The 26,550-nt window shown below is 66.6% G+C and carries 26 protein-coding genes; 22 read left to right on the forward strand and 4 right to left on the reverse strand.

Features of this window, described 5'->3' with window-relative positions; genetic code table 11:
• Positions 1 to 16: 16 nt before the first annotated feature.
• The 14 genes from BVC93_RS17995 to BVC93_RS18055 all read left to right on the forward strand — a co-directional run bounded on the left by BVC93_RS17995 (position 17) and on the right by BVC93_RS18055 (position 14,871).
• Positions 17 to 865 (forward strand): ABC transporter permease, encoded by an 849-nt coding sequence (locus tag BVC93_RS17995; protein WP_083738667.1) that lies wholly within the window; start codon positions 17 to 19, stop codon positions 863 to 865.
• Between the two features lie 14 nt (positions 866 to 879).
• The gene (locus BVC93_RS18000; RefSeq protein WP_083738668.1) at positions 880 to 2,364 is read left to right on the forward strand and encodes an MCE family protein; all 1,485 of its coding nucleotides are present in this window, start codon (positions 880 to 882) and stop codon (positions 2,362 to 2,364) included.
• A 33-nt stretch (positions 2,365 to 2,397) separates the two neighbouring features.
• Positions 2,398 to 3,426 (forward strand): MCE family protein, encoded by a 1,029-nt coding sequence (locus BVC93_RS18005; RefSeq protein ID WP_083738669.1) that lies wholly within the window; start codon positions 2,398 to 2,400, stop codon positions 3,424 to 3,426.
• On the forward strand, positions 3,423 to 4,790 hold the full coding sequence (locus BVC93_RS18010) for an MCE family protein (protein WP_083741131.1): 1,368 nt from the start codon (positions 3,423 to 3,425) through the stop codon (positions 4,788 to 4,790). The genes BVC93_RS18005 and BVC93_RS18010 overlap by 4 nt, the downstream gene beginning before the upstream one ends.
• Positions 4,791 to 4,828: 38 nt before the next feature.
• Positions 4,829 to 6,124, forward strand: a complete 1,296-nt coding sequence (locus tag BVC93_RS18015) for an MCE family protein (RefSeq protein WP_083741133.1) — start codon at positions 4,829 to 4,831, stop codon at positions 6,122 to 6,124.
• The gene (locus tag BVC93_RS18020) at positions 6,121 to 7,248 is read left to right on the forward strand and encodes a virulence factor Mce family protein (RefSeq protein ID WP_269466568.1); all 1,128 of its coding nucleotides are present in this window, start codon (positions 6,121 to 6,123) and stop codon (positions 7,246 to 7,248) included. Before BVC93_RS18015 ends, BVC93_RS18020 begins: the two co-directional genes overlap by 4 nt.
• Position 7,249: 1 nt before the next feature.
• On the forward strand, positions 7,250 to 8,713 hold the full coding sequence (locus BVC93_RS18025) for an MCE family protein (protein WP_083738670.1): 1,464 nt from the start codon (positions 7,250 to 7,252) through the stop codon (positions 8,711 to 8,713).
• Positions 8,677 to 9,393 carry an Mce protein gene (locus BVC93_RS18030; RefSeq protein ID WP_083738671.1) on the forward strand — a complete coding sequence of 239 codons (717 nt, stop codon included), beginning with the start codon at positions 8,677 to 8,679 and terminating at the stop codon, positions 9,391 to 9,393. Before BVC93_RS18025 ends, BVC93_RS18030 begins: the two co-directional genes overlap by 37 nt.
• On the forward strand, positions 9,390 to 10,025 hold the full coding sequence (locus tag BVC93_RS18035; protein ID WP_236950012.1) for a hypothetical protein: 636 nt from the start codon (positions 9,390 to 9,392) through the stop codon (positions 10,023 to 10,025). The genes BVC93_RS18030 and BVC93_RS18035 overlap by 4 nt, the downstream gene beginning before the upstream one ends.
• Positions 10,026 to 10,031: 6 nt before the next feature.
• Positions 10,032 to 10,934, forward strand: coding sequence for an alpha/beta fold hydrolase (locus BVC93_RS18040; protein ID WP_083738672.1), 903 nt, complete (start codon positions 10,032 to 10,034; stop codon positions 10,932 to 10,934).
• A gap of 42 nt (positions 10,935 to 10,976) precedes the next feature.
• Positions 10,977 to 12,161, forward strand: coding sequence for a DUF1298 domain-containing protein (locus tag BVC93_RS18045; RefSeq protein WP_083741135.1), 1,185 nt, complete (start codon positions 10,977 to 10,979; stop codon positions 12,159 to 12,161).
• A 112-nt stretch (positions 12,162 to 12,273) separates the two neighbouring features.
• Positions 12,274 to 12,546, forward strand: a complete 273-nt coding sequence (locus BVC93_RS33185; RefSeq protein ID WP_157516978.1) for a hypothetical protein — start codon at positions 12,274 to 12,276, stop codon at positions 12,544 to 12,546.
• Between the two features lie 95 nt (positions 12,547 to 12,641).
• Entirely contained in the window at positions 12,642 to 13,004 is a 363-nt protein-coding gene (locus tag BVC93_RS18050; RefSeq protein WP_083738673.1) for an RES family NAD+ phosphorylase, read from the forward strand.
• A gap of 139 nt (positions 13,005 to 13,143) precedes the next feature.
• The gene (locus BVC93_RS18055; protein WP_083738674.1) at positions 13,144 to 14,871 is read left to right on the forward strand and encodes a DUF3556 domain-containing protein; all 1,728 of its coding nucleotides are present in this window, start codon (positions 13,144 to 13,146) and stop codon (positions 14,869 to 14,871) included.
• Here BVC93_RS18055 and BVC93_RS18060 read toward each other — a convergent pair.
• Positions 14,861 to 15,499 carry an SDR family oxidoreductase gene (locus BVC93_RS18060; protein ID WP_083738675.1) on the reverse strand — a complete coding sequence of 213 codons (639 nt, stop codon included), beginning with the start codon at positions 15,497 to 15,499 and terminating at the stop codon, positions 14,861 to 14,863. The genes BVC93_RS18055 and BVC93_RS18060 overlap by 11 nt on opposite strands.
• A 241-nt stretch (positions 15,500 to 15,740) precedes the next feature.
• Between BVC93_RS18060 and BVC93_RS18065 the strand changes: the two genes are divergently transcribed.
• Together BVC93_RS18065 and BVC93_RS18070 are read left to right on the forward strand one after the other, a co-directional pair.
• Positions 15,741 to 16,898, forward strand: coding sequence for a thiolase family protein (locus tag BVC93_RS18065; RefSeq protein WP_083738676.1), 1,158 nt, complete (start codon positions 15,741 to 15,743; stop codon positions 16,896 to 16,898).
• Complete coding sequence (locus BVC93_RS18070) at positions 16,895 to 17,692, forward strand: crotonase/enoyl-CoA hydratase family protein (RefSeq protein WP_083738677.1); 798 nt, start codon at positions 16,895 to 16,897, stop codon at positions 17,690 to 17,692. Before BVC93_RS18065 ends, BVC93_RS18070 begins: the two co-directional genes overlap by 4 nt.
• Positions 17,693 to 17,762: 70 nt before the next feature.
• Here BVC93_RS18070 and BVC93_RS18075 read toward each other — a convergent pair whose 3' ends face one another.
• Positions 17,763 to 18,554 carry a fasciclin domain-containing protein gene (locus tag BVC93_RS18075; RefSeq protein WP_083738678.1) on the reverse strand — a complete coding sequence of 264 codons (792 nt, stop codon included), beginning with the start codon at positions 18,552 to 18,554 and terminating at the stop codon, positions 17,763 to 17,765.
• Positions 18,555 to 18,752: 198 nt separating this feature from the next.
• Here BVC93_RS18075 and BVC93_RS18080 point away from each other — a divergent pair, with 198 nt between their 5' ends.
• Positions 18,753 to 19,898 (forward strand): ABC transporter permease, encoded by a 1,146-nt coding sequence (locus tag BVC93_RS18080; protein WP_083738679.1) that lies wholly within the window; start codon positions 18,753 to 18,755, stop codon positions 19,896 to 19,898.
• Here BVC93_RS18080 and BVC93_RS18085 read toward each other — a convergent pair.
• Positions 19,883 to 21,142, reverse strand: coding sequence for an MFS transporter (locus BVC93_RS18085; RefSeq protein WP_083738680.1), 1,260 nt, complete (start codon positions 21,140 to 21,142; stop codon positions 19,883 to 19,885). The two genes, BVC93_RS18080 and BVC93_RS18085, sit on opposite strands and share 16 nt — an antisense overlap.
• Positions 21,143 to 21,224: 82 nt before the next feature.
• Between BVC93_RS18085 and BVC93_RS18090 the strand changes: the two genes are divergently transcribed.
• A complete protein-coding gene (locus BVC93_RS18090; protein WP_083738681.1) occupies positions 21,225 to 22,181 on the forward strand; it encodes a GlxA family transcriptional regulator in 957 nt (318 codons plus the stop codon).
• 140 nt (positions 22,182 to 22,321) lie between these two features.
• Here the strand turns inward: BVC93_RS18090 and BVC93_RS18095 are convergent, their stop codons facing one another.
• Entirely contained in the window at positions 22,322 to 23,359 is a 1,038-nt protein-coding gene (locus BVC93_RS18095; RefSeq protein ID WP_083738682.1) for an aldo/keto reductase, read from the reverse strand.
• Between the two features lie 81 nt (positions 23,360 to 23,440).
• Between BVC93_RS18095 and BVC93_RS18100 the strand changes: the two genes are divergently transcribed.
• The 4 genes from BVC93_RS18100 to BVC93_RS18115 are packed head-to-tail and all read left to right on the forward strand — an operon-like array spanning position 23,441 to position 26,549.
• Positions 23,441 to 24,037, forward strand: coding sequence for a TetR/AcrR family transcriptional regulator (locus BVC93_RS18100; RefSeq protein WP_083738683.1), 597 nt, complete (start codon positions 23,441 to 23,443; stop codon positions 24,035 to 24,037).
• A gap of 45 nt (positions 24,038 to 24,082) precedes the next feature.
• On the forward strand, positions 24,083 to 24,631 hold the full coding sequence (locus BVC93_RS18105; protein WP_083738684.1) for a gamma carbonic anhydrase family protein: 549 nt from the start codon (positions 24,083 to 24,085) through the stop codon (positions 24,629 to 24,631).
• A gap of 50 nt (positions 24,632 to 24,681) precedes the next feature.
• Positions 24,682 to 25,845, forward strand: coding sequence for an NAD(P)H-binding protein (locus tag BVC93_RS18110; RefSeq protein ID WP_269466569.1), 1,164 nt, complete (start codon positions 24,682 to 24,684; stop codon positions 25,843 to 25,845).
• Complete coding sequence (locus BVC93_RS18115) at positions 25,842 to 26,549, forward strand: CPBP family intramembrane glutamic endopeptidase (RefSeq protein WP_083738686.1); 708 nt, start codon at positions 25,842 to 25,844, stop codon at positions 26,547 to 26,549. Before BVC93_RS18110 ends, BVC93_RS18115 begins: the two co-directional genes overlap by 4 nt.
• Position 26,550: the final 1 nt, after the last annotated feature.

Consider the following 26,550-nt stretch of genomic DNA (forward strand, 5'->3'; position numbering starts at 1 on the left):
GTATGAGGACGCCAGCATGACGGCCGTCCACGGCAACAGTCCGCGCCTGCAACGGACGTTGAAGAGCTGGACCGACGGCTGGAACCGCATCGGTCTGCAGACCAAGTTCTACGGCTACACCCTCAAGGGCATCGTCGATGCATTTCTGTACTACAAGACGGAGATCATTCGGCTGATCGCCCAGATGGGACTCGGTGCGGGAGCGCTGGCTGTCATCGGCGGCACCATCGCCATCGTCGGATTCCTCACCCTGTCCACCGGCGCCCTGGTCGCGGTCCAGGGCTACAACCAGTTCGCCACCATCGGTGTAGAAGCGCTCACCGGGTTCGCGTCGGCCTTCTTCAACGTCCGACTGATCGCCCCGCTGACCGCAGGTGTCGGCATGGCCGCCACCATCGGCGCCGGCGCCACCGCGCAACTCGGTGCCATGCGCATCAACGAGGAGATCGACGCTCTCGAGGTGATCGGCATCCGCACCATCGCGTACTTGGCTTCGGCGCGGGTGATCGCCGGCGTCGTCGTGGTGATCCCGCTGTACTGCGTGGCTGTGCTGATGAGCTTCCTGGCCGCGCGCGTGGGCACCACCTTCATCTACGGCCAGTCCACCGGCGTCTACGACCACTACTTCCGGACGTTCCTCAACCCGGTCGACCTCATCTGGTCGTTCCTGCAGGCGATCGTGATGGCCCTGGTCATCATGCTGGTGCACACCTACTACGGCTTCACCGCCTCCGGCGGGCCCGCCGGAGTGGGCGAGGCAGTGGGCCGTGCCGTGCGGACATCGCTCATCATCGCCGCGCTGGTGACCGTCATGATCTCGCTGGCCGTGTACGGCCAGTCCGGCAACTTCAACCTCTCCGGATAGGCGGGGGTCACGTCATGGACTTCGCGGAGAAGGAACAGGGCAGGGGACTCCATCCCGGGTGGTGGACGGCGATCCTGCTGCTCGTGATCGCGGCGTTGGTGTTCGGCACCGCGGCCCTGTTCTCGGGGTCCTACAAGACCTACGTCCCCGTCACCCTCACCTCCGATCGCGCCGGTCTGGTCATGGAGACGGGCGGCAAGGTCAAAATGCGCGGCGTTCAGGTAGGGCGGGTCAGCCAGATCACCGGCGGATCGGAACCGGTCAGCCTCAAGCTGGAGATCTATCCCGACCAGATTCAGCACATCCCGGCCAACGTCGAGGCCGAGATACGCGCCACCACCGTCTTCGGCGCCAAGTTCGTCGACCTGATCTACCCCGAGCACCCCAGCTCCGAACGGCTGGCCTCTGGTGCGGTGGTCAAGTCCCGCAATGTCACCACCGAAGTCAACACGGTGTTCCAGAACCTCGTCGGGGTGCTCGACCATGTGGACCCGATGAAGCTCAACGCGGTGATCTCCGCGCTGGCCGAAGGGGTGCGAGGCCAGGGCGAGCGCATCGGGCAGGCCACCACCGACTTCAACCAGGTGCTGCTGGCGCTCAACCCGCGCGCCGACACCATCCGGGCGGACTGGCAGGCGCTGGCCGGCTTCAGTGATGCCTATGCCGGTGCGGCGCAGGACATCCTGTCCACGCTGAGTGCGGCATCGGTCACCAGCACGACGGTGGTGGAGAACGCCAAGCCGCTGGACGCCTTGCTGCTCAACGTGATCGGGCTGTCCAACAGTGGTATAGCGCTGCTGGCGCCCAACCAGGAGAACCTGATCAAGGGCATCAACAACCTGGAGCCCACCACCAACCTGCTGTTCAAATACAACCCCGAGTACACCTGCATGCTGGTGGGCGCAAAGTGGTTGCTGGACAACGGCGCCTACGACGCGACCGGAGGCAACGGCAAGTCCTTCATCGTCGACGGCGGGGCGCTGGCAGGTGACGACCAGTACCGCTTCCCGGACCACCTGCCGATCATCGGTGCCAAGGGCGGTCCCGGCGGGCGTCCCGGTTGTGGGTCGCTGCCCATTCCGGACCAGAACTGGCCGGTGCGGGCGCTGGTCACCAACACCGGCTGGGGCGGCGGTGTGGACATCCGACCCAACCCCGGCATCGGTTTCCCGGGCTACGCGAACTACCTGCCGGTCACCCGAGGCATCCCCGAACCGCCGAGCGTGCGCAATCTGTTCGGCGGCCCGGCGCCTGGGCCGAACGTCGGCAACCCGCCCAAGGTCATCCCCGAACCTGGCGACTGGCCTTACGGCGCACCGATGTACGCGCCGGACGGCACCCCGCTGTGGAACAACCTGCCGCCTGCGCCGCCGCCGGGGCTGCCGCGGGCACCCGGGCCGACGCCGGGATCGGAGCCCTTCTTCGTTCCGGCCCCGGGCCAGACGCCCACACCGCTGCCGCCGGTCCCGACCCCGAATCCGGCCGTCCCCGGCTCCTAGACCACCCGTCCGTTCCGTCAGCGAGAGGTAACTGTGAAAGACAACCTGGGAGGCGCCATCTGGCGCTTGGGCATCTTCCTGGTTGTCTGCTTGTTGGGTATGTTCTCCCTGTTCGCGGTGTTCGGACAGCTGCGTTTCGACAAGGAGCAGACCTACCGCGCCGAGTTCAGCAATGTCACCGGCCTGAAGGCCGACGACTTCGTGCGGATCGCTGGTGTCGAGGTGGGCAAGGTGAAAAGCCTTGCCATCAGGGATGACTCGACGGTGCTGGTGGAGTTCAGCGCCCAGGACTCGGTGGTGCTCACCGAGGGCAGCCGCGCGGTGATCCGCTACGACGACCTGATCGGCGGCCGCTACCTGCAGTTGGTCGAAGGTGCCGGCGGCACACGGAAACTGAACCCCGGCGACACCATCCCGCTGGCGCAGACCGAACCCGCACTGGATCTCGACGCGCTGATCGGCGGTTTCCGGCCGCTGTTCCAGGCGCTGAACGCCGACCAGGTGAATGCGCTCACCGGCCAACTGATCAGCGCCCTGCAGGGCCAGGGCGCCACCATCGGATCGTTCCTGTCGCAGACCGCCTCGCTGACCAACACCCTGGCCGATCGCGACCAGCTCATCGGAGAGGTGATCGTCAACCTCAACAGCACACTGGGTTCCCTTGCCGGACAGAGTGATCAGTTCGGCAAGGCGGTCACTGCCCTCTCGGAACTGGTGGCCGGACTGGCTGAGCGCAAGGACGACATCGCCACCGGCCTGGCCTACACCAACGAGGCCGCCGGCTCCATCACCGCCCTGCTGTCACAAGCGCGGCCGCCGCTGAAGAAGGTGGTCACCGAGACCGATCGCAGCGCGGGCATCGTGCTGGCCGATCACGACTACTTCGACAATGTGCTCAACACTCTGCCGGACGCGTATCAGATCCTGAATCGCCAAGGCATGTACGGCGACTTCTTCAGCTTCTACCTGTGCGATATCGCCCTCAAGCTCAACGGCAAGGGAGGCCAGCCGGTGTATGTGAAGGTGGCCGGCCAGAGCACCGGGAGGTGCGCGCCGCGATGAAACCCTTCGCTGAACGCAATTCGTTCGTCATCGGCCTGGTCGGCATCGTCTCCATCGTCGCGATCGTGCTGCTGGCGCTCAACTACAAGAAGCTGCCGTTGATCAACTCCGCGACGTCGTACTCGGCCTACTTCGCCGAGACCGGTGGCCTGGACAGTGGCTCGCCGGTGCAGGTCTCCGGGCTGCAGGTGGGGCAGGTCACCGGGGTCGAACTGGACGGCGCCCAAGTGCTGATCAGCTTCAACGTCAACGACAACGTGCGCCTGGGCAACCGTGCCGAGGCGGCCATCAAGACGAAAAGCGTTCTGGGCTCGAAGTTCCTGGAGGTCACCCCTCGTGGTGACGGCCAGCTCGATGGCCCCATCCCGACCGAGCGCACCACCCCGCCCTACGAACTGCCCGACGCCCTGGGCGACCTGACCACCACCATCAGTGGCCTGAACACCGACCAGCTCTCGGATTCGTTGCGGGTGCTGTCGGAGACCTTCTCCCAGACACCGCCGGACCTGCGGATCGCGGTCGAAGGCGTGGCCCGATTCTCCGAAACACTCAATGCCCGCGACGCTCAGCTGCGGGAGCTGCTGGGCAATGCCAACAAGGCCACCACCGTGCTGGCCGAGCGCAGTGACCAGGTGGTCTCGCTGATCGCCAACACCAACGCACTGCTCGCCGAATTGCAAACGCAGAGCAGCGCGTTGGACCAGATCTCGAACAACATCTCGGCGTTGAGCCAGCAGCTGGTCGGGTTCATCGACGAGAATCGCTCCACCATGCGGCCCGCGCTGGACAAGCTCAACGGCGTGTTGGCCACCATCGAGAACCGCAAGGACCGGGTGGCCAAGTCCATCGGCATGCTCTCCACCTATGCCATGGCGCTGGGTGAATCGGTGGCCTCGGGTCCGTTCTTCAAGTCCTACATCGCGAACCTGATCCCCGGCCAGTTCAGCCAGCCGTTCATCGACGCGGCCTTCTCCGATCTCGGTCTGGACCCGAACACCTTGCTGCCCACCGAACTCACTGATCCGCAGATCGGCCAGCCGGGCACTCCCGCGCTACCGGTACCGTTCCCGCGCACCGGCCAGGGCGGCGACCCGCGGCTCAACCTGCCCGACGCCATCACCGGTAACCCCGGTGACCAGGGCTGCGGTCCACCCGGCATCCCGTTGCCCGGACCCACCGGTTGCTACCCGTACCGCGATCCGGGACCTGCGCCTGCACCTGGTGGCCCGCCGCCAGGACCGCCTGCCGCCGCCCCGCCGGGTGTCGCGACCACTCCGGTTCCGTCGGTGGCACCGGTGGTCATCCCGGCCCCCGGTCAGGTGCCCGGCCCGGCAGATCCGGCGAACCCGGGAGGTGGACAGTGACCCTTTCCCGGAACTCCAGAATCGGTGTCGGCATCGTCATGGTGCTGATCCTCGTCGCCGGTATCGCGGTACTGCTGCGACCGGGCGGCCCCGCCAACCGGACGAATGTGGTGGGCTACTTCGCCAACAGCAACGGCATCTTCGTCGGCGACGACGTGAAGATCCTCGGCGTCACGGTCGGCAAGATCGACAAGATCGAGCCCGAGCCCGAACGCGTCAAGATCTCGTTCTGGTACGACAGCAGCCACGACGTGCCTGCCGACGCCATGGCCGCCATCCTGTCACCTGCACTGGTCACCGGACGCGCCATCCAGCTGACCCCGGCCTACACCGGTGGCCCGGTGATGGAGTCCGGCGCGGTGATTCCGCAGGACCGCACCGCAGTGCCGGTGGAGTACGACACCTTCCGCCAGCAGTTGCAGCGTCTGACCGACACCCTGGAGCCCACCGAGGCCGGAGGTGTCAGCACGCTGGGCTCGGCCATCAACACCGCCGCTGACAACCTGCGCGGCCAGGGCGCCAACATCCGCGACACCGTGATCAAGCTGTCGCAGGCGTTCTCGGCGCTCGGTGATCACTCCACCGACATCTTCTCCACCGTCAAGAACCTGTCGATCCTGGTCTCGGCGCTGCAAACCAGCACCGACCTGATGCGTCAGCTCAATCAGAACCTCGCCGACGTCACGGGCCTGCTGGCCGACGATCCCGACGAAATCGCTTCGGCCATCCGGGATCTCAACACCGCCGTCGGAGAGGTGCAGACGTTCGTCGCCGAGAACCGGGAAACGCTGGGCACCACGACCGACAAGCTGGCATCGGTGACGCAGATCCTCAACGACAACCTCGACGACGTTGAGCAGCTGCTGCACATCGCGCCGAACACCCTGCAGAACTACGTCAACATCTATCAGCCCGCTCAGGGCGCAGCCACCAGTGTGCTGGCGATCAACAACTTCTCCAACCCCATCTCGTTCCTGTGCGGCGCTATTCAGGCGGCGTCACGGCTGGGTGCTGAGCAGTCGTCGAAACTGTGTGTGCAGTACCTCGCCCCGATTGTGAAGAACCGGCAGTACAACTTCCTGCCGATCGGGCAGAACCTGTTCGTCGGCACACAGGCCCGCCCCAACGAGGTGACCTACAGCGAGGACTGGCTGCGGCCGGACTACATTCCTCCGACGCCGCCCGCCCCACCCGCTCCGGCGTCTCCATTGCCGGCCGAGGCTGCCGCACCTCCACCACCTCCTGCGCCTGCCTCGCCGTTGGCGGCAGAGGCCGTGCCCACCGATCCCGCCGCCGGTCTGCCGGGCCTGATGGTTCCGGGAGGTGGATCGTGAAACGTGTCCTCGCAGTGGTGACCGCGTCCGCAGGCGCCGTGGTTCTGTCGGGTTGTGGTGGCTGGACGGGACTGAACTCGCTGCCGCTGCCGGGCACCGAGGGGGCGGGGCCCGGTGCGTTCACCATCACCGCGCAGATGCCCGACGTCGACAACATCGAACAGAACTCGCGGGTGCGCGTCGGTGACGTCACCGTGGGCAATGTCAGCAAGATCGAACGCCAGGGCTGGAATGCATTGGTGACCATGACGCTCAACGGTGACGTGCAACTGCCTGCCAACGCCACCGCCACAGTGGGGCAGACCAGCCTGCTGGGCTCCCTGCACATCGAGTTGGCTCCGCCGAAAGACGTTGCGCCGGAAGGCCGTCTGGTGCAGGGTTCGGTGATCCCGCTGTCGTCCTCGGGTGCCTACCCCACCACGGAACAGACGCTGGCCGCGGTGTCGCTGATTCTCAACGGTGGCGGCATCTCCCAGGTGCAGGACATCACGCTGGAGCTCAGCACCGCGTTCGCCGGCCGCGAAGGCGACCTGCGCTCGTTGATCGAGCAACTCGACAAGTTCATCCAGTACAACAACGACCAGAAGAACGACATCATCGCGGCCGCCGAGAGTCTGAACAATCTGGTGGGGCAGTTCGCCGAGCAGAAGCCGGTGGTGGACCAGGCGCTGCGCACCATCCCGGACGCCCTCGAGGTGCTCAAGGACCAGCGCGAGCAGCTGTCCGAGGCGTTGGTACAGCTGGGCAAGTTCAGTGCCTTCGCCGCGGATTCGGCCAACCAGACTCGTGAGGCACTGGTCCAGGAACTCAAGGATCTGGGCCCGGTGCTGCAGTCGCTGGCCGACGCGGGTCCGGCTCTGACCCGGTCGTTGAGCTTCTTCCCGACGTTCCCGTGGCCGAAGGAGACGATCAGCAACTGGATGCGCGGCGACTACGGCAACCTGAGCCTGGTGTTCGACCTGACGCTGAGCCGCATCGACAGCGGCTTTTTCACCGGAACCCGGTGGGAGGGCGACCTGACCGAGTTGGAACTGCAGTGGGGCCGCACCATCGGTCAGCTGCCCAGCCCGTACACGCGAGCCAACCCGCTGATTGTTCCGTACCGCTGGGACCAGGGGCGCTGACATGCATCTGAGCAAGAAGATCCTGACACAGCTGGTCATCTTCATCCTGATCGCCGTGACGGCGGGCGCGGTGATGATCTTCAACTTCATCAACCTGCCCGCAATGCTGTTCGGAGTCGGGGAGTACCGGGTCACCATCGAGTTGCCCGAAGCTGCCGGCATCTACCAGCGCGGCAACGTCACCTACCGCGGTACCGAGGTGGGACGCATCGAGGATGTGAGGCTCAGCGACGACGGGGTGGAAGCGACGTTGGTGCTGCGTTCCAACCAGAAGATCCCCGCCGACCTCGACGCCGAGGTGCACAGTCAGTCGGCAGTGGGTGAGCAGTACATCGTGCTGCTGCCGCGTAGCGGTGACGGCCCGGACCTGGCCGACGGCGATGTGATCCCGATGAACCGCACCACCGTGCCCACCGATGTCAACACCCTGTTGGATGCGACAAACCGTGGCCTGCAGGCGATTCCGAACGACAACTTGACCACGGCCATCGACGAGGCGTACATCGCGATTGGCGGCCTGGGCCCTGAGATCTCTCGGTTTGTCAAGGGCTCAACGGCTTTGGCGATCGACAGTCGCGCCAATCTCGACGAGCTGACCACGCTGATCGACCAGTCGCAGCCGGTGCTCGATTCTCAGACCGACACCGCGGACTCCATCGGTGCCTGGGCGGCGCACCTGGACACCATCAGCAGCCAACTGCGTGACCAGGATCCGGCGGTGCGCGGGGTGCTGGTCGAGGGCTCGGGTGCCGCCGACGAGGTGCGCGCACTGTTCGACCGGTTGCAGCCGACACTGCCGGTGCTGCTGGCCAACTTGGTGAGCGTGGGTGAAGTGGCCATCACCTACCAGCCCAACCTGGAACAACTGCTGGTGCTGCTGCCGCAGGGTGCCGCCGTCACCTCGGCCACCGGTGTGGCCAATCGGCACACCAAGCAGGACTACAAGGGCGCGTACCTCAGCTTCAACCTGAACCTCAACCTGCCGCCGCCATGCACCACCGGCTTCCTACCGCCTCAGCAGCAGCGCCCGCCCGCCGCGGTGGACTCGCCCGACCGGGTGGCAGGCAACCTGTACTGCCGGATTCCGCAGGACTCGTCGTTCAATGTCCGCGGTGCCCGCAACGTGCCGTGTGTGACGGTGCCTGGCAAACGTGCGGCGTCCGTGCGTGAGTGCGAGAGCGACGAGGTTTACGTCCCGTTGAACAACGGCTTCAACTGGAAGGGTGATCCGAACGCGACCAACTCGGGTCAGGCGATCCCGGACGTCCCGCCCGGCATGCCACCTGCGGAAGCGCCGCCGCCGCCCGCCCCGGCTCCGCCGCCCATCGCGGCCGCCGAATACGACCCGAGCACCGGCACGTACGTTGGACCCGACGGGCATGTGTACAAGCAAGCCGATTTGGCCCGCGGTGCCGCAGAGGAGCAAACATGGCAGACGATGCTGCTGCCCCCGAAGGGAAGCTGAAGGGGGAATCCGAGGAGTCGGAGACCCCCGAGGCCGACGAGACCCCTGAGGGTGCGACGGAATCGCCTCGAGACGACGACGCACAGGACGTGACGGACTCCGACTCCACCGAGGTTGAGGACGAGAACGAGGACACCGCTGACGATGCGGAAGCCGAGGACTTCCCGGAGGAGACCCCGGCCCCGGTCAAGGAGCCGATGTCGCCGGTGAAGCTGGCGGTGATCATCGGCGTGGTGGTGGTACTGGTGCTCGGCGGCACGGTGGGCTGGCTGGGATACCGCTCTGTCGAGTCCAAACAGCTCGCCGAGCAACGCAGTGTCTTCCTCCAGGTGGGCAGGCAGGCCGCACTGAACCTGACCACCATCAACTTCGCAACGGTGGACGCCGACGTGCAACGCATCCTGGACTCGGCCACCGACTCGTTCTACGACGACTTCTCCGCACGTACCCAGCCGTTCGTGGATGTGGTCCGCCAAGCCCAGTCGACATCGGTGGGTGAGGTCACCTCGGCCGGCCTGGAGTCCGAGGACGCCGACGGGGCGCAGGTCCTGGTGGCCATCACGGTGCGGACCTCCAATGTCGGTGCGCCGGAACAGGAACCGCGAGCATGGCGGATGCGGATCTCGGTCAAGAAGGTGGGCGAGGACACCAAGGTGTCGAATGTGGAGTTTGTGCCGTGACCTCAGAGGACAAGCTGACCGAGACCACCACCGAGGACACCACCGACGTGCCGACCGACACCACCGACACTTCCGACGAGTTGATCGACAGCACCGTCGAGGAGGTGCCGCCCTCCGAGCAACCGGAGACTGCCGCGCAGAAGGCCGGGATCAACTGGCCCAGGGTGCTTGCGTTCGGCGTGCTGCCCGCGCTGGCCCTGATCCTCGGTGCTGCAGCGGGCTTCCTGAAATGGCAGGACTCGTCGGTGCGCAACGCCGACGTCGTCCGCATCGAATCGGTGCAGATCGCCAAGGACGCCACCGTCAGACTGCTGTCCTACAAACCCGACACGGTGGAACAGGACCTGGGCTCCGCGCGGGATCTGCTCACCGGCGAGTTCCGGGACTCCTACACCCAGCTGATCAACGACGTGGTGATCCCGGGTTCCAAGGAGAAACAGATCTCGGCGGTGGCCACCGTGCCCGCGGCGGCCTCGGTGTCCGCCGAACCCAACAAGGCCGTGGTGCTGGTGTTCGTCAACCAGACCGTGGTGGTGGGCTCCGATGCGCCGACCGGCACCACCTCCAGCGTGCAGGTGACGATGGACCGGGTGGGGGACCGCTGGCTGATCTCCGAGTTCGATCCGGTCTGATCCTCGATGGCCGCTGACTCCAGGTGGATCGACGTCGCTGCTTCCGGCGTGACGCTCAAGGCACTGACCTGGGGGCCAGACAGCGGCCCGGTGGCTTTGTGCCTGCACGGTTTTCCCGACACCGCGTTCGGCTGGCGCAAGCTCGCACCTCATCTGGTGGCGGCCGGGTACCGAGTGGTGGCACCGATGATGCGCGGGTACGCCCCGTCGGGCTTCCCCGTCGACGGCGCCTACCACGTGGGTGCCTTGATGGACGACGCGCTGCGGGTTCGCGACGCCGTCGGTGGTGGGGACGACGACCTGCTGATCGGCCACGACTGGGGTGCCATCGCCGCGACCGGACTGGCGGCGATGCCCGACAGTCCCTTCCGCAAGGCCGTCATCATGTCGGTGCCACCGTCGGCATCGTTCCAGCCGCTGTCGCAGGTCCCGCATCGGCTGCGACTGGCGGCTGGACTTCCTCGCCAGTTCACGCGCAGCTGGTACATCGTGTACTTCCAATTGTCCTGGTTGCCGGAACGCTCCGCCAACTGGGTCATACCGCGGCTGTGGCGGCAGTGGTCACCCGGTTATGCCGCGGACGAGGACCTGCGCCACGTGCTGACAGCCATCGGTGCGCGGGAACGCTGGCGGGCTGCGCTGGGCCCGTACCGCGCGACCATCCGCAACTACACCCCGCCGCAGCGGTATGCCGAACTGCACCGGCATTGGCTCTCGCCGCCCCGGGTGCCTGTTCTCTACCTGCACGGCCGCGACGACGGCTGCGCCTCCGCCGACTACACCGAGTGGGTGCGGCGCATTCTTCCCGACGGCAGCCGTACCGAGATTGTCTCTGCTGCAGGTCATTTCCTGCAGCTCGAGCAGCCGGACACAGTGGCGCGGCACATCGTCGAATTCGCCGCCGGCTAAGCGGTGTCACGTCTTGCGGCGGTCGACGCCCAGTCGTACTGGATGTCGGCCAAGATCCCCAACGACCAGTTCCTGCTTTTTGCGTTCGACGGCGCACCCGCCGCCGAGCCGATGCTGGCGCAGGTGAGGCGGCGGGCCGCGGTCTGCCATGACCTGCGCTTGCGGATTCTCGACGACCACCCTGCCCGGTTTCCTCGATGGGTGTTCGCCGATGTGCCAGCGTTTGCCGAGCACGGCGCCGCGGACTGGCGCGGCTGTCTGGACCGTGTAGCGGGTCTCGCCGAGCATCAGTTGCACCCCACCGTTGCGGCCTGGCGGCTGCACGTGTTCACTCCTGTCGAGGGTGTCCCGGGCGCGTCAGGTGCGGCCACTGTTGCGGTGCTACAGATTTCGCATGCCCTTGCCGACGGGACCCGCAGTGCTGCTCTTGCGGGCTGGTTGTTCGGCCGGGCGCAGGTGGTGGCTCCCGTCATCGTTCCGCGCCGCGGCAGCCTGCTGGCCCGATCGGTCACCGCCGCGCGCACCCACAACCAGCAGCTCAGCGATATCGAGTCCGGGCTGCTGGCAGCCGCGCCGGCGCCGCGACCGGCGCTGCTCACCAACGCCGCACCTGCCGGACGTCGCCAGGTGCGCACTCTCCTTCGGCCCCGCGCCGCGCTCGACGGACCCACCGTCACCGTCGCTGCCCTGGCCGCGGTCGGCACTGCTCTCGCCGACTATCTCGGTGAGCGCGGTGCCGACGTGTCGCAGCTGGCCGCCGAAGTGCCGATGGCGCACAGCGGTATCCGCCTTGCGCACAACCACTTCCGTAATGTCGGGGTTGGCCTCTACCCGGGTGTGGCAGACCGCATGGAGCTGATCGCCGCCGACCTGGCTGCCGCCAGAACCCGTGGCGAGCATCCGGCAGCAGTGGCTGCACGACGGTCTTTCGCCGCGGTACCGGCACCACTGCTGCGGTGGGGTGTCCATCAGTTCGATGCGACGGCCCGCTCGCCGGTGGTGACCGGAAACACGGTGGTCACCAGCGTCAACCGCGGGCCCGCCGACCTGTACTTCGGGGCGGCCCCGGTGCTGTTCACCACCGGCTACCCGGCACTGTCGCCGATGATGTCGTTGGTGCACGGTGTGCACGGCCTCGGGGATACCGTGGCCGTGAGCGTGCATGCCGCCGAATCTGCAGGCGATATCGACGACTATGTCGACCGTCTGGAACGCGCACTGGGCTGAGACGTAGTCTCTGACGGGCAGGTGTCCGTCGAATGTTGACCGCTGTGTGTCCATCCCACGTCGCGGACTCCGTTCTGCGCAACCACATCACGCACAATGCGACCGAGACGTGGTGCCACTACTGGACCCCACCGACGCAGGCGTCCACCCCATCGCGGTGACATTCGAGGTCTTCATGGCAGCGTTCATGGCGGGCGTCGACCTGCACTTCCTGGCGGCAACCAACTCCGGTACGGTCGCGGCACGCACCGTCGCCGACGAAATCTCGTCTGCTGCAGGCATTTCACAGCCTGACCTCACCGCGGACGTAGCCGCGTATCTGAGCCCCACCTCGGCATGGCACGTTACTTCTTCGCCACCAGTTCCACCGGGTCCGGCGACATGACCGCCGATCAACTGCTGCAGGTGGTGTCCGACGTCGGGTAGCACACCCCGGAAGTCTGGCCGGTGCCGTGTCCTGTCCCGCTGTACCGGGCACGGATGGCACTGTCGAAAGGCGAAGCGGCGCAATGGGTGCACGCAGCCGATCTGGGCTCGCCGCCTGCCAGCCGCGCGGCGGCCAACCGGATGAGCCCCGCGGGCATCAGCATCTTCGACGCCGCCAGCAGGCTGCAGTACTGCGGACTGCGGTTCCTGCAGCAGTTCGTTTCCGACGTCACCCTGCCCGTCGAACTCGACGGCCGCGAGCACATCGACTACGTGGCCACGCAGGTGTTCACCGAGTACGTGCGCTACGCGTTCCCCACACATGTCGATGGTCTGATGTTCCCCAGCACGCAGGGCGGGGGAAACAACGTCGTCGTCTTCGTCGGCCCCGATGCCTGCGCGAACGCCCGGATCTGAAACCGAGGCCACCCGCATCACGATGAACCCGCGCAGCGTCACAACCAGCAGGGTGATGACCGTCGCGCGCTGATGGATGCCGAGAACTGTTCCGAAGAACTGATTCCACCGGACTAGAACACGTTCTAATCTGACTGGCATGGGATTTCTCAAGCAGACCACCCCCCAGATCGATTTCGAGCAGTGGAGCAAGGGGACGCGAGCGGAGAAGATCGTGCCGATGGCCCGGCACTGGGCCGAGGTCGGCTTCGGCACCCCGGTGGCGCTGCATCTGTTCTACGTGGTCAAGATCCTGGCCTACGTCCTGGGGGCCTGGCTGGTTGTCCTCACCACCCGCGGTATCGACGGTTTTTTCAACGTCGGACAGTGGTTCAACGAGCCCATCGTGTTCCAGAAAGTGGTGTTGTACACCATGTTGTTCGAGGTCGTCGGCCTCGGCTGCGGATTCGGCCCACTGAACAACCGCTTCTTTCCGCCCCTGGGATCGATCCTGTACTGGCTGCGGCCAGGCACCATCCGGCTGCCGCCGTGGCCGAACCGCATACCGCTGACCAAGGGTGACAACCGCACGCCCTTCGACGCTGCGGTCTACGGCGCACTGCTGGTGGTCTTGGTGATCGCGCTGTTCTCCGACGGGGTGGGTCCAGGCGCCGGTGTGCTGCCCGCCTGGCAACTGTGGGCCGTGCTGGGTCTGCTGGCGCTGATCGGATTGCGCGACAAGGTGATCTTCCTGGCCGCACGCGGGGAGGTCTACGGATCACTGGCGGTGGCGTGCCTGTTCGCCAGCTCTCACGTCGTCGACATGATCATTGCCGCCAAACTGGTGTGCCTGGTGATCTGGATTGGCGCTGCCACCTCCAAACTCAACAAACACTTCCCGTTCGTCATCTCCACAATGATGAGCAACAACCCGGTGTTTCGGCCGCGCTTCATCAAACGTGGTTTCTTCGAACACTTTCCGGACGATCTGCGCCCGGGCTGGCGGTCACGCTTCCTGGCGCATTTCTCCACGGCCATCGAGGGCCTGGTACCGCTGGTGCTGTTCTTCTCCCACGGTGGCTGGCCCACGGCCATCGCGGCGTTCATCATGCTGTGCTTTCACTTCGGCATCCTGAGTTCCATCCCGATGGGAGTGCCGCTGGAATGGAATGTGTTCATGATGTTCTCGGTGCTGGCATTGTTCGTCGGGCACTCCGACATCGGCCTGGGGGACTTGCAGAGCCCACTGCCCATCGTGCTGTTCGTCGTCGTCGCAGGCACCGTCGTCATCGGAAACCTGTTCCCGCGCAAGGTGTCCTTCCTGCCCGGCATGCGCTATTACGCGGGCAACTGGGATACCTCCCTGTGGTGTATCAAACCTTCGGCCGATGCCAAGATCGCGCAGGGCATCGTGGCCATCGCCAGCATGCCCGCCGCGCAGCTGGAGAAGTTCTACGGCAGCAAAGAGGCCGCGCAGATCCCGATGTACATGGGATATGCGTTCCGCGCCTTCAACACTCACGGTCGGGCTCTGTTCACCCTGGCGCACCGGGCGATGGCCGGGCACAACGAGGACGACTACACCCTGACCGACGGCGAGCGCATCGTGTCGACGGCCATCGGCTGGAACTTCGGCGACGGGCACATGAGCAACGAACAACTGGTGGCCGCACTGCAAACCCGCTGCCACTTCGAGCCGGGCGAGGTGCGCATAGTCATGCTCGACGCCCAACCCATCCACAAGCAGACCCAGCACTATCGGCTGGTAGACGCCGCCACCGGCGAGTTCGAAACCGGCTACCTCAACGTCGCCGACATGGTGACCCGTCAGCCCTGGGACGACACCGTTCCCGTGCACGTCACCAGGAGCAGCTCCGTCAGGCCGTGATGGCCTCGGCGATCGGAGTGTCACCGCTGCTGAACTCGATGGTGCGCTTGATGGTGGAGTCGTCGGCCAGTGTTGCCGCCGCCACAGCGGCGACATCGTCACGGGGTACCGACCCGGCCTGGTTGATGGCGATGCGCCCGGTTCCCGGGTCGAGGGTGAGGGTGCCGGGGCCCAGGATGGTCCAGTCGAGATCGGTCTTCCGCAGGTAGGCATCGGCGGCGGCCTTGGCCTCGGCATAGTGATAGAACGAATTCGATTCCGGTACACCATGGTTGGGGCCCGCGCCGAAGTAGGACACCATCACGAATCGCTTGGTGTCGGCTTGGCCGGCGGCATCCATCACCCTGATGGCGGCATCGCGGTCCACGGCGTAGGTCCGCTCGGGGTTGCCGCCGCCGGCGCCCGCGGAGAACACCACGGCATCCTGGCCCTGCAGCAAGGCGGTGAGAGCGGCGGTGTCGAGGTTCTCGATATCGGCCACGACAGGCTTGGCGCCGGTGGCGGCCACCTCGTCGGCATGGTCGGGGTTGCGGAACACCGACGAGACTTGCTGACCGTCGGCGCTCAGGATGCGCGCCAGACGCAGCGCCACCTTGCCGTGGCCTCCGATGATGGTGATGGCAGACATGATCCTCCTCGATCTGGAGGCCGGCCCTGTGCCCTTCTCTGGGCTGGGTGTTACCCCCTGCCCGGCTCCTTTGTCGCCGCGTCGGTGACCGACCCGCTGGCTTGGTCTGTCAGTGTCCAACCCTCGGCAGCGGGCCAGAAATTCCGCCCCACATGTTCCGAGTGCCCGCACGAGGTGTTATGAACGATGCAGGCAACCAACTAACCGGTTGGGCGTACTACGAGATCTGGAGGGAAGGTCCATGGCTGAAGCCGTGATTGTCGAGGCAGTGCGGTCCCCGGTCGGTAAGCGCAACGGTGGTCTGTCCGGAGTGCACCCGGGCGAGCTGTCGGCGCAGGTCCTCAATGGCCTGGTGGAGCGCGCAGGTGTAGACCCCGGGATCGTGGAGGACGTCATCTGGGGCTGTGTCATGCAGGCCGGTGAACAGGCCCTCGACATCGCGCGCACCGCAGTGTTGGCGGCGGGTTGGCCCGAGACGGTGCCCGGCGTGACGGTGGATCGCCAGTGCGGCTCCAGTCAGCAGTCGGTGCACTTCGCGGCGGCAGGCGTGGTGGCCGGTCACTACGACGTGGTGGTCGCCGGCGGTGTGGAGTCGATGTCGCGCACCCCGATGGGCTCCTCGCTGGCCAACGGTGGCCATCCCTACCCCGACGCGTTCCGGGCCCGCTACAGCCAGACCCCGAACCAGGGCATCGGTGCCGAGATGATTGCTTCGCAATGGGGCCTGGATCGGACCATGCTGGATCAGTTCTCCCTCGGATCTCACGAAAAGGCGGCTGCAGCACAGGACTCCGGTGCGTTCGACGACCAGATAGTGGGGATCAAAACCAAGGACGCCGACGGCAACGACATCGCGATCACCAAGGACGAGGGCATCCGCCGCGGGGGTTCGGTGGAGAAGCTCGCCGGTATCAAGCCCGCCTTCAAAGAGGACGGCGTGATCCATGCCGGCAACTCCTCGCAGATCTCCGACGGCTCGGCCGCGCTGCTGTTCATGTCCGCGGAGAAGGCGAAGTCGCTGGGCCTGAAGCCTCTTGCCAAGGTGCACACCGCGGTGCTGGCCGGCGCGGACCCGGTGATCATGCTGACCGCCCCCATTCCCGCCACCCAGAAGGCGCTGCAGCGTTCCGGGCTGTCGCTCGACGAGATCGGCGTGTTCGAGGTCAACGAGGCCTTCGCGCCGGTACCGATGGCGTGGCTCAAGGACATCGGCGCCGACGAAAAGAAGCTGAACCCCAATGGCGGGGCCATCGCGCTGGGCCACCCGCTCGGCGGCTCCGGCGCCCGCATCATGACCACCATGCTGTACCACATGCGGGACAAGGGAATTCAGTACGGGCTGCAGACCATGTGTGAAGGTGGCGGCCAGGCCAACGCGACCATCCTCGAGCTGCTGTGACCCAGCTGGAGGCACCGGCTGCATTGACCGAGCGGCGCGGCAATGTCCTGATCATCACGCTCAACCGGCCCGAGGCCCGCAACGCCGTCAATGCTGCGGTGAGCACGGCCGTCGGTGACGCACTGGCCGCCGCGCAGGCCGATCCCGACGTGCGGGTGGTGGTGATCACCGGATCCGGTGACAAGTCGTTCTGCGCCGGGGCGGACCTCAAGGCGATCTCGCGGCGGGAGAACCTCTTTCACCCTGAGCATCCCGAATACGGTTTCGCCGGGTACGTCAGCCATTTCATCGACAAGCCGACCATCGCCGCCGTCAACGGCACCGCGCTGGGCGGCGGCACCGAACTGGCCCTGGCCAGCGACCTGGTGATCGCCGAGGAACGGGCGAAGTTCGGGCTGCCCGAGGTCAAGCGGGGGCTGATCGCCGCCGCCGGTGGGGTGTTCCGGATCGTGGACCAGTTGCCTCGCAAGGTGGGCCTGGAGCTGATCCTGACCGGTGAACCGATGACGGCGGCCGACGCGCTGAAGTGGGGTCTGATCAACCAGGTGGTGCCTGACGGAACCGTGGTCGACGCCGCGGTCGCCCTGGCCGAGCGGATCGCCGGCAACGCGCCACTGGCCGTCCAGGCCAGCAAGCGGGTGGCCTACGGCGTCGACGACGGCGTCGTCACCGGTGAGAAGGACGGGTGGTCACGCACCATGAAGGAGATGGTGGGAGTGTTCCGCTCCGAGGACGCCAAGGAAGGACCGCTGGCATTTGCGGAGAAGCGCCAGCCGGTCTGGAAGGCGCGTTAGACACCGCGAGCAGACACAAACTCGAGCGATTTCGCGACTGCGGGCTCGAGTTTGTGTCTGCTCGGCGTAACTAGGCCGGGGCTACCGGGACGGTGGTTGCCGTCGCCTCGGCGGGCAGGCTCTCAGTCGGGACCGGCGCAGGCTCGGTGGTCTCGGTGGAGCTGGTCTCCGTCGGCGAGGTGGCGGTCTCCGTCGGCGACGTCGTGGTGGTCGCGGTGCCGGGCAGGGACTCGGCCGGGTTCAGCACAGTGTCGATCATGTAGATCTTGGCGCTCTGTGCGGTGATGCCGCCGCACACCACCTTGGCCACGTCGTCGACCTTGATATCGCCGCCGCTGCCGGTGACGGTGAGCTGCGAGCCCTGCTGCGAGGTGAGCTTGCCCTTGATGATGTCGGGCCCCAGGTAGCCCAGCGCCATGTGGTAGTACAGCACGCTGGTCAGCTCTTCGGGATTGGACTTCAGCAGCTCCAGTTCACCGGGCTCCATCTTCGCGAAGGCCTCGTTGGTGGGAGCGAAGACGTTGTACGGTCCGTTGTCCAACACGCCCGCCAGGTTCACCGCAGGGTTCACCTGACCGGAGATGGCCTGGCTGAAGGTGCTCAGCTCGGGGATCGAGGCGATGGCCGCGGACGCAGTGAGCGCCGACGTACCGGCGAACGACCCGCTGGGCAGGGTTTCCTTGTAGGTGCCGCACTCCGGCCCCTGCGGTTCAGGGGCGTTGGTGCTCAGTGCGCCGAACGGCGGCGGCGTCGGCTTCGGGGTGGGTGTCGGCTCGGCGAACGCATTCACCGCGGTCGGGATGGACAGGGCTATGGCAGTCACCGCCGCGGCAAGGCCCAGGGATTTGGTGCGAGTCGTCACGTTGATGGGGCTCCTCTCGCCTCTTTTCGTCATCAGCCATACGTCGTTGTATCTCAGTCGGCCGTTACGCACAGAAGCTGTGTCTTATCCGGTCGGCGAGACGCGACGCGATCCGCATCAAGCCTGGTCAAATCGTAATCTCACGGTGACAGTCGCTCAAAAGCACCAGGTCAGTCGTGGTGTGGTTCAGTAACATGCGTGAGCGCGCACCCCAACTCTGCCGTCGATGAGCTTCGGGAACTGGCGCAGTTGCTGACACAGGTCGACGCAGCAAGCGCTGCCGCGGCCTGGTCGGACGAAGGCGCCCTGCAGCGGCTGGCGGCGGTCGCGGCCACCGAGTTGACTGTCGCGCCGTCGACTGACATCGCGGCGGTCGGCGGGTCACCGGGCTGGCAGACCCGCGCCCGGGAGCAGGAACGTCTCGCGGCGTTGACCCGAGACCCCTCGGCGCCCGAGCATGCCGAGGCCGACGCGGCGCTGGCGGTGGGCCTGGCCCGTAGAGCTGTCGCCGAAGCGGTGCTGGCGGTCTGTCGCGCCCAACAGCTCAGCGGCCGTCACGACACCACGCGCCGTTCGGTCTTTGCCGATCTCGGGCCGCGGTTGCGCGCACTGACCAGCCGTATCGGCACGGAGATCCGACATGTCTGGACCAGTCGCCCGATCCTGCTGCGATTGGTCATCACCTTGGCGATCGCTCTGAGCCTGGTGGTCTTCTACCACTTCACCGGAGTGGCCCGCTACGACGACGCCGGCCGGCTGACGCTGTATCTGTTCTCGGCCGTGGTCGGCAGCGTGGTGTGCACCAATGCACTCTGCTTCGAGGCGAACCGGGTACGAGCACAGCTGGGCAGCGGAGAACGGTTGTGGCGCATCCTGATTGCGAAGAACCTGGCGATGGCGGTCATGGTCACGCTGGCCGCTCTGCCGGTGATCGTGGTGCTGACGGTGGCCGACGGGGGCAACCCGGTGGCGCTGATCGACCAACTGGTCACCATGGTGTTCATCTGGCTGGGTGTGGGCAACGTGCTGTCGGTGGTGTATCCGCTTCGGCACGAACCGATTTCGGCCCGATTGCACGACGGCACCTGGAAGCCGTTCCTGTTCTCGTTCGCAATTTCCTACGGCGTGGGCCTGACGGTGAACCTGATGATCTACTGGCGACTCTGGGCCAGGTACAAGGCTTCCGAAGAGATCGCAGGCGGCGCCTGGGCGGCGTTCGCGCTGGTGCTGATCAGTGCCGTCACCATGTGGATCCTCCTGACGGTGTTCGCTGTGGCGTGCAGTCGTGAACCGCGCCTGCGACGGGTGCTGTCGCGGGAGATGATCGTCTATCGCAAGGGCTGAACCTTGCGGACCGACAGGCACATCAGCGCGGCCACCACACACAGTCCCGCGGCCAGGTAGAACGCCAGGTCGTACTCGCCCTGTAGGTCCCGGATCCAGCCGGCGCCGGCGGCGGCCACTGCTGCTCCCAATTGGTGTGAGGCGAAGACCCAGCCGAACACGATCGGAGCCTTGGTACCGAAGTAATTGCGGCACAGGGCGATTGTCGGCGGCACGGTGGCCACCCAGTCCAGCCCGTAGAAGACGATGAACACCCAGGTGCCGGCTTCGGCGTGGGGGGAGAGCAGCGCCGGCAGCGCCACCAACGACAAACCGCGACCCAGGTAGTAGATGACCAGCAGCACCCGCGGATCCACCCGGTCGGTGAGCCAGCCCGAGAAGACCGTGCCCGCGACGTCCAGGACGCCGACGACGGCCAGCAGTCCGGCGGCCACCGTGGTCGGCATGCCGTGGTCGTTGGCGGCGGGGATGAAGTGGGTGCCGATCAGACCGTTGGTGGTCATGCCGCAGATCGCGAAACTTCCTGCCAGCAACCAGAACGCCGGCACCCTTGCCCCGAGGACCAGTCCCGAGAACGCGGCACCGAAACTGCTGCCCGGTGGCTTGGGGGTGTCGACGGTCTCGGTGGCGCCGTAGGGCAGTAAGCCCACGTCCCGCGGCCAGTTCCGCATGAACACCAACACCAGCGGCACCACCGCCAGAGCGGCCGCGGCGACGATGATCGACGCCCAGCGCCAACCGTGTGCTGTGGTGACGGCGGCGACGACGGGCAGGAAGATCAACTGGCCCGTGGCACTGGCCGCGGTCAGCACCCCGGTGACCAAGCCACGTTGTGCCTCGAACCAGCGGGTCGCGATGGTCGCGACGAATCCCATCGAGATGGCGCCGGTGCCCGTGCCGACCAGCACACCCCACAGCAGCACCAGCTGCCAGCTGGCCGTCATGGTCACGCTCAGTGCGCTGCCGGTGGCGATCAGGCCCAGCGCGGCGGCCAGCACCGGGCGGATGCCGAACCGGTCCATCAGCGCGGCCGCGAAGGGAGCCGTCAACCCGAACAGCGTCATGTTCACCGACATCGCCAGTCCGACGGTGCCGTGCGACCAACCGAACTCGTGGTGCAGCGGGTTCATCATCACGCCGGGTACGGAACGGAAGCCGGCGGCGCCCAGCAGTGCCACAAAGCTGACGGCGGCCACCACCCATGCCCAGTGCAGGCGGGTCTGTGGGGCGCGGGTAACGGTCACCGAACGACTATCGCGGACGTCGGCACGGGTGACTAGTGGCAAGAATGCCGATATTCGTCAAAAACGTGCCATCATCGGGGTCATGCACCGCGTTGTCGTGTTCCTTCTCGGCCCCGTCGTGGGATTCGACGCGACCATCGCGCCGCTGCTGTTCGGAGCGGCCGTCGACGCCAATGGTGACCCGCTCTACGACGTCGTGACCTGCGGTGTCACCGCTGATCCGGTGCCGTCCACCAATGGTTTCGCCATGGTTCCGCAGGCCGGGGCGCACGCGCTGAGCAGTGCCGACACCGTGGTTGTGCCCGGCACGCGATACGCCCCGGCTCGCCTTCGCGGGGTCCTTGAGCCCGAGGTCACGGCTGCGCTGGCCACGATCAAACCGGGCGCTCGCATCGTGTCCATCTGCACCGGCGCCTTTGTGCTGGCAGCAGCCGGTCTGCTGGACGATCGTCCGGCCACCACGCACTGGCGGTTCGCCGAGGACATGCGCGCGCTGCATCCGCGGGTGCAGCTGGACGAGAACGTACTGTTCGTCGACGACGGCGACCTGCTGACCTCGGCCGGGTTGGCCGCAGGGGTGGACTTGTGCCTGCACCTGATCCGCCGCGACCACGGCGCGCAGGTGGCCAACGCCGTGGCCCGCTACTGCGTGGTGCCGCCGTGGCGAGAGGGTGGTCAGGCGCAGTTCATCGACCGGCATCTCCCCGACGAGGACTCGGCGTCCACGGCTGCTGCGCGCGCGTGGGCCGTACAGAACCTGCGGGAGTCGCTGAGCATCGAGCAGTTGGCCCGTCACGCCGGGATGAGCCCGCGCACCTTCATCCGCCGGTTCCGCGAGGAGACGGGAGAGTCCCCGGGCGCGTGGGTACGGGCTCGTCGGCTGGACCGCGCGCGAGAGATGTTGGAGCAGCACGACTTATCCGTTGACGAGGTCGCCCGGCAGGCCGGCCTGGGCACTGGTGCGAATCTGCGGCATCACCTGCGCCGCGGCCTGGGCATGTCACCGTCGAGCTACCGCAAGGTGTTCCAGGGCCGCTGACCTGAGCCGGGCGACGACGGAGCCCGGGTCGCCCAGAAGTGACGCGCGTTCACCCGATGGCGGAATTCGAGCCCAGTCTCCGCCCCTGAGTGACTGGGTGTCACTGTGGGAATCCTCGGCCCCCTGGGCCGTCGATCAACCTAGGCGAACAGCGGTGGGTTCAGCCGGGCGATGCCCTCCTGCCGGAAGTACGGAAAGTAGGGATAGGGAGCGTCTTTGACGCTGACCGCATCGAGGCGCGCGATCTGCTGCTCGTCGAGCTCCCAGCCGACAGCGCCGAGGTTGTCGCGCAACTGTTCGGCGTTGCGGGCGCCGACGATCACCGACGACACGGTAGGCCGTCGCAGCAGCCAGTTCAGCGCGACCTGTGGAACGGTCTTGCCGGTCTCGCCGGCGATGGCCTCCAGTTCGTCTACGACGTCGTAGAGCATCTCGTCGTCGACCGGAGGCCCGGCGTCGGCCGTTGTGTGCAGACGGGTGCGCTCAGGAAGAGGGGCACCGCGGCGGATCTTGCCGGTCAGTCTGCCCCAACCGAGCGGGCTCCAGACCAGTGCGCCGACGCCCTCGTCGAGGCCGAGTGGCATCAACTCCCACTCGTAGTCGCGGCCGAGCAGTGAGTAGTAGACCTGGTGGGCGACGTAGCGGGTGCGGTGTGCCGCATCGGAGTACGCCAGTGACTTGGCCAGCTGCCAGCCGCTGAAGTTGGACACACCGGTGTAGCGGACCTTGCCTTGGGCGACAAGGCCATCCAGGGTGTCGAGCACTTCGTCGATGGGGGTGTGTGCGTCGTAGGCGTGCAGTTGGAACAGGTCGATCCGATCGGTCTGCAGCCGGGTCAGTGCGGCGTCCACTCCAGAGATCAGCCGCGATCTGGACGTTCCCCAGTCGCCGGGACCCTCGCCCATCGGCAGGCCGGCCTTGGTGGAGATCAGCACGCGGTCGCGGCGGCCTTGCAGCGCGGCGCCCAGGACTTCTTCGGACGCGCCGTCGGAGTAGACGTCGGCGGTGTCGAACAGGGTGATCCCGGCATCCAGGCACAGGTCCACCATGGTTCGAGCCTCGTTCACGCCGGTGTCGCCCCAGGCTTTGAAGAAATCGCCCGATCCTCCGAATGTGGCTGCGCCGAAGCTCAATTCGGATACCACCAGGCCGGAGTTGCCTACGTGTCGATATTCCATCCATCCACTCCTTAACGGGACTTCAGTCTCTTTAGTCAAGGTAGCACACTAATGAAACTGGAGTCCCGTTAAGATGATGCTGTGTCAACACGTCCCGGCGGCCGCACCGCCGCAGTACGCGATGCCGTGCTGCGCGCCACGGGCGACCTGCTCGTGGACAACGGGTTGTCGGGTGTGGAGCTCAGTGCCGTCGCCGAACTTGCCGGCGTCGGGAAGTCCACCGTGTACCGGCGGTGGGGGACCGTGCCGGCCCTGGTGGCCGACCTGCTGGCCGACATGGCGGACACGTCGACACCTCGTTCGCACACCGGCACTCTGCGAGGTGACCTGCTGACCAGTGCCCACCTGATCCGACGTACGTTCGCCGACCCGCGGCAGGGGCCGCTGTTCAAGGCGATCATCGCCGCGGCCACCTGCAACGCCGACACCGCGGAGGCGTTGGCGAACTTCTACGACACCCGGTTGCGGGAACTGTCGCCGATGGTGGCTGACGCCGTGGCCCGCGGAGACGCCCCGGAGGGCACCGACGGCGCCGAGGTCATCCGCTACGTCTCGGCGCCGTTGTACTACCAGTTCCTCACCACCACAACACGATTGACGCGAGCTGATGCCGACCGCAGCGTCGCCGCCGCCATGGCCGCTGTGAAAGCGGGGGTGTTCGTGCGCCGCGCACCCTAGGACTCCGGAGGTCGGCCGGCTCTGCCCGCCCTCTAGGATCCCAGCATGGCGCTCATCGTCACCGTTGCCGGTCGAACACCACAGCTGCATCCAGATTCGTGGGCGGCACCGAACGCGAGCATCGTCGGCAACGTCACAATCGCAGCGCAAGCGAGCATCTGGTACTCCGCGACGCTGCGCGCCGAAAACGAGTCCATCGAGATCGGCCTCGGCAGCAACATCCAGGACGGCGCCTGCGTGCACGTCGACCCCGACTTCCCCTGTGTTGTCGGCACGGGCGTCAGCGTCGGGCACAACGTGGTGCTGCATGGCTGCACCATCGAGGACCATGCCCTCGTCGGGATGGGCGCCATCGTGCTCAACGGAGCTGTCGTTGGCGGCGAATCCATCATCGGCGCCGGGGCGGTGGTTCGGCAGGGCATGGTGATCCCGAAACGCTCATTGGTGACCGGCGTGCCCGGACGGGTGGTGCGTGAGCTCACCGACGCCGAGATTGCCGGCAACCGGCATGCCGCCGCCCAGTACCAGCAACGTATCGACGTCTACCGGGACGCAGAGGGTGCGACCGCGGCGGGGAGAGCGGCCCGGCCGTAGTGCTGGAGGTCACGGAGGTAACTGCGGGCCTGGCGGGGTAATCACCTACCGTGAAATCGATGCGCATCCTGGTCACCGGAGCCACCGGCTACATCGGATCCCGATTGGTGGCGGCGTTGCTGGCCGAAGGCCACGAGGTCGTCGTCGCCACCCGCAACATCGACAAACTGGCCGCTTTCGGCTGGCGCCACCAGGTCGCGGCCGTCACTCTGGACGCCGACTCGTCAGACTCCGCCGCTCTGGCGCTGGCCGAGGCCGGATCCGTCGACGTCATCTACTACCTGGTGCACGGCATCGGACAGCCCGACTTCCGGGAGCGCGACGTCCGCGCGGCGGCCAATGTGGGGCAGGCCGCCAGCAAGGCTCGCGTCGGCCGCATTGTCTACCTGGGCGGATTCGTGCCCGACGACGACACCCTGTCCGACCATCTGGCCAGTCGCGCCGAGGTGGCCGAGGCGCTCGAGATCGACGGGGGAGCCGAGGTGGTGTGGCTCGGGGCGGCGGTCATCATCGGCGCCGGATCGACGTCGTTCGAAATGGTTCGCTACGTGGGTGACCGGCTTCCGTTGATCCCGTTGCCCTCGTGGGCCGACCACGCCATCGATCCGATCTCGATCAGGGACGTCCTGTACTACTTGCTGGCGGCGGCCGATTCCGATGCGGTACCGGCCGGTGCCTACGACATCACCGGCCCCAACTCCACCACCTACCGGGGTCTGATCGGTGGCTACGTACACGCCGCAGGCAGCCGCCGAGCCGGTCTGCCGCTCAACGGCTGGCACGAGGCGCTGATCCCCAAGGCATTGACGGCGTGGGTGGCCGGCAATGTGGTGCCGGTGCCCACCGGCCTGGCGGTGGATCTGATCGCCTCGCTGGACCACCCCATGACGGCCTCGGGCAGCCTGTTGCGTGACATCGTGCCCGACCCGCCCGAGGGCCTGACCGCCATCGACGACGCGATCGCCGCTTCGGTGGCCTCGCCGCGGCCCAAGCCGGTGGACCTCCTGGCCGACCCCCACCATCTGGCTGACAGCGACGCCACGTGGGCCGGAGGTGATCGCTTGCGGCTTCGCCGGGTGCTCGGCGGCCTGCCTCCCGAGATCGCCCGGCCGGCTCTGTCGCTGGTCTCGTTGGTGCCGAAACCCCTTGCGGCTGTCGCGCGCACCGGTTTGGATCTGATGGTGGAGCTGATGCCGAGGACAGGACCCGCATGACCGCCGCCACCAGCCTGCGTGACGACATTCGCAGCGTGCTCACGAGTGTGGCTGCGCCACACGAGGAATCGCCTGCGGTGGTGCGCAAGCGGCGCATCATCGTCGCGGTGGTGCTGGTGCTCGGCGCGGTGACACTGGCGTTGTCACTGAACCAGACTCCGGGTGACCCGACGTTCTACTGGCTGACCTTCCTGCTGGCCGCGATCTGGGCCGGGGGAGCATTCGCATCCGGTCCGCTGCACCTGGGCGGGGTCAACTGGCGAGGCCAAGTGCGACGTCCGGTGCTCACCGGGCTCGGCCTCGGTGCGGCCGTCGGCGCGGCATTCGTGGTGGGGGCGCTGATCGCCCGCGAGATCGATCCCATCGCCGAATTCATCACGCGGGTGCTGGTTTTCGCCAACCAGGGCGCACTGTGGCTGGTTGTTGTGATCACCCTGGTGAACGGAGTCGCCGAGGAACTGTTCTTCCGCGGCTCGCTGTACACCGCGCTCGGAGGCCGGGCACCGGTGGTGATCTCGACCGTCATGTACATCATCGCGACCTCCGCCAGCGGCAACCCGATGCTGGGCTTCGCGGCGATCATCCTGGGGACGGTGTGCGCGCTGGAACGCCGCGCCACCGGCGGAGTGCTGGCGCCGATGCTGACCCATCTGGTGTGGGGGCTGATCATGGTGCTGGCTCTGCCGCCCCTGTTCGGGGTCTGAG

The sequence above is a fragment of the Mycobacterium sp. MS1601 genome (assembly GCF_001984215.1).
Classification (GTDB): domain Bacteria; phylum Actinomycetota; class Actinomycetes; order Mycobacteriales; family Mycobacteriaceae; genus Mycobacterium.

Bases quoted from the DNA above. Each gene is read 5' to 3' on its own strand.
- BVC93_RS17995 (WP_083738667.1), top strand. From the start codon at position 17: ATGACGGCCGTCCACGGCAACAGTCCGCGCCTGCAACGGACGTTGAAG.
- BVC93_RS18000 (WP_083738668.1), top strand. From the start codon at position 880: ATGGACTTCGCGGAGAAGGAACAGGGCAGGGGACTCCATCCCGGGTGG.
- BVC93_RS18010 (WP_083741131.1), top strand. From the start codon at position 3,423: ATGAAACCCTTCGCTGAACGCAATTCGTTCGTCATCGGCCTGGTCGGC.
- BVC93_RS18015 (WP_083741133.1), top strand. From the start codon at position 4,829: ATGGTGCTGATCCTCGTCGCCGGTATCGCGGTACTGCTGCGACCGGGC.
- BVC93_RS18025 (WP_083738670.1), top strand. From the start codon at position 7,250: ATGCATCTGAGCAAGAAGATCCTGACACAGCTGGTCATCTTCATCCTG.
- BVC93_RS18030 (WP_083738671.1), top strand. From the start codon at position 8,677: ATGGCAGACGATGCTGCTGCCCCCGAAGGGAAGCTGAAGGGGGAATCC.
- BVC93_RS18040 (WP_083738672.1), top strand. From the start codon at position 10,032: ATGGCCGCTGACTCCAGGTGGATCGACGTCGCTGCTTCCGGCGTGACG.
- BVC93_RS18045 (WP_083741135.1), top strand. From the start codon at position 10,977: ATGTCGGCCAAGATCCCCAACGACCAGTTCCTGCTTTTTGCGTTCGAC.
- BVC93_RS18050 (WP_083738673.1), top strand. From the start codon at position 12,642: ATGGCACTGTCGAAAGGCGAAGCGGCGCAATGGGTGCACGCAGCCGAT.
- BVC93_RS18055 (WP_083738674.1), top strand. From the start codon at position 13,144: ATGGGATTTCTCAAGCAGACCACCCCCCAGATCGATTTCGAGCAGTGG.
- BVC93_RS18060 (WP_083738675.1), bottom strand. From the start codon at position 15,499: ATGTCTGCCATCACCATCATCGGAGGCCACGGCAAGGTGGCGCTGCGT.
- BVC93_RS18065 (WP_083738676.1), top strand. From the start codon at position 15,741: ATGGCTGAAGCCGTGATTGTCGAGGCAGTGCGGTCCCCGGTCGGTAAG.
- BVC93_RS18090 (WP_083738681.1), top strand. From the start codon at position 21,225: ATGCACCGCGTTGTCGTGTTCCTTCTCGGCCCCGTCGTGGGATTCGAC.
- BVC93_RS18095 (WP_083738682.1), bottom strand. From the start codon at position 23,359: ATGGAATATCGACACGTAGGCAACTCCGGCCTGGTGGTATCCGAATTG.
- BVC93_RS18105 (WP_083738684.1), top strand. From the start codon at position 24,083: ATGGCGCTCATCGTCACCGTTGCCGGTCGAACACCACAGCTGCATCCA.
- BVC93_RS18115 (WP_083738686.1), top strand. From the start codon at position 25,842: ATGACCGCCGCCACCAGCCTGCGTGACGACATTCGCAGCGTGCTCACG.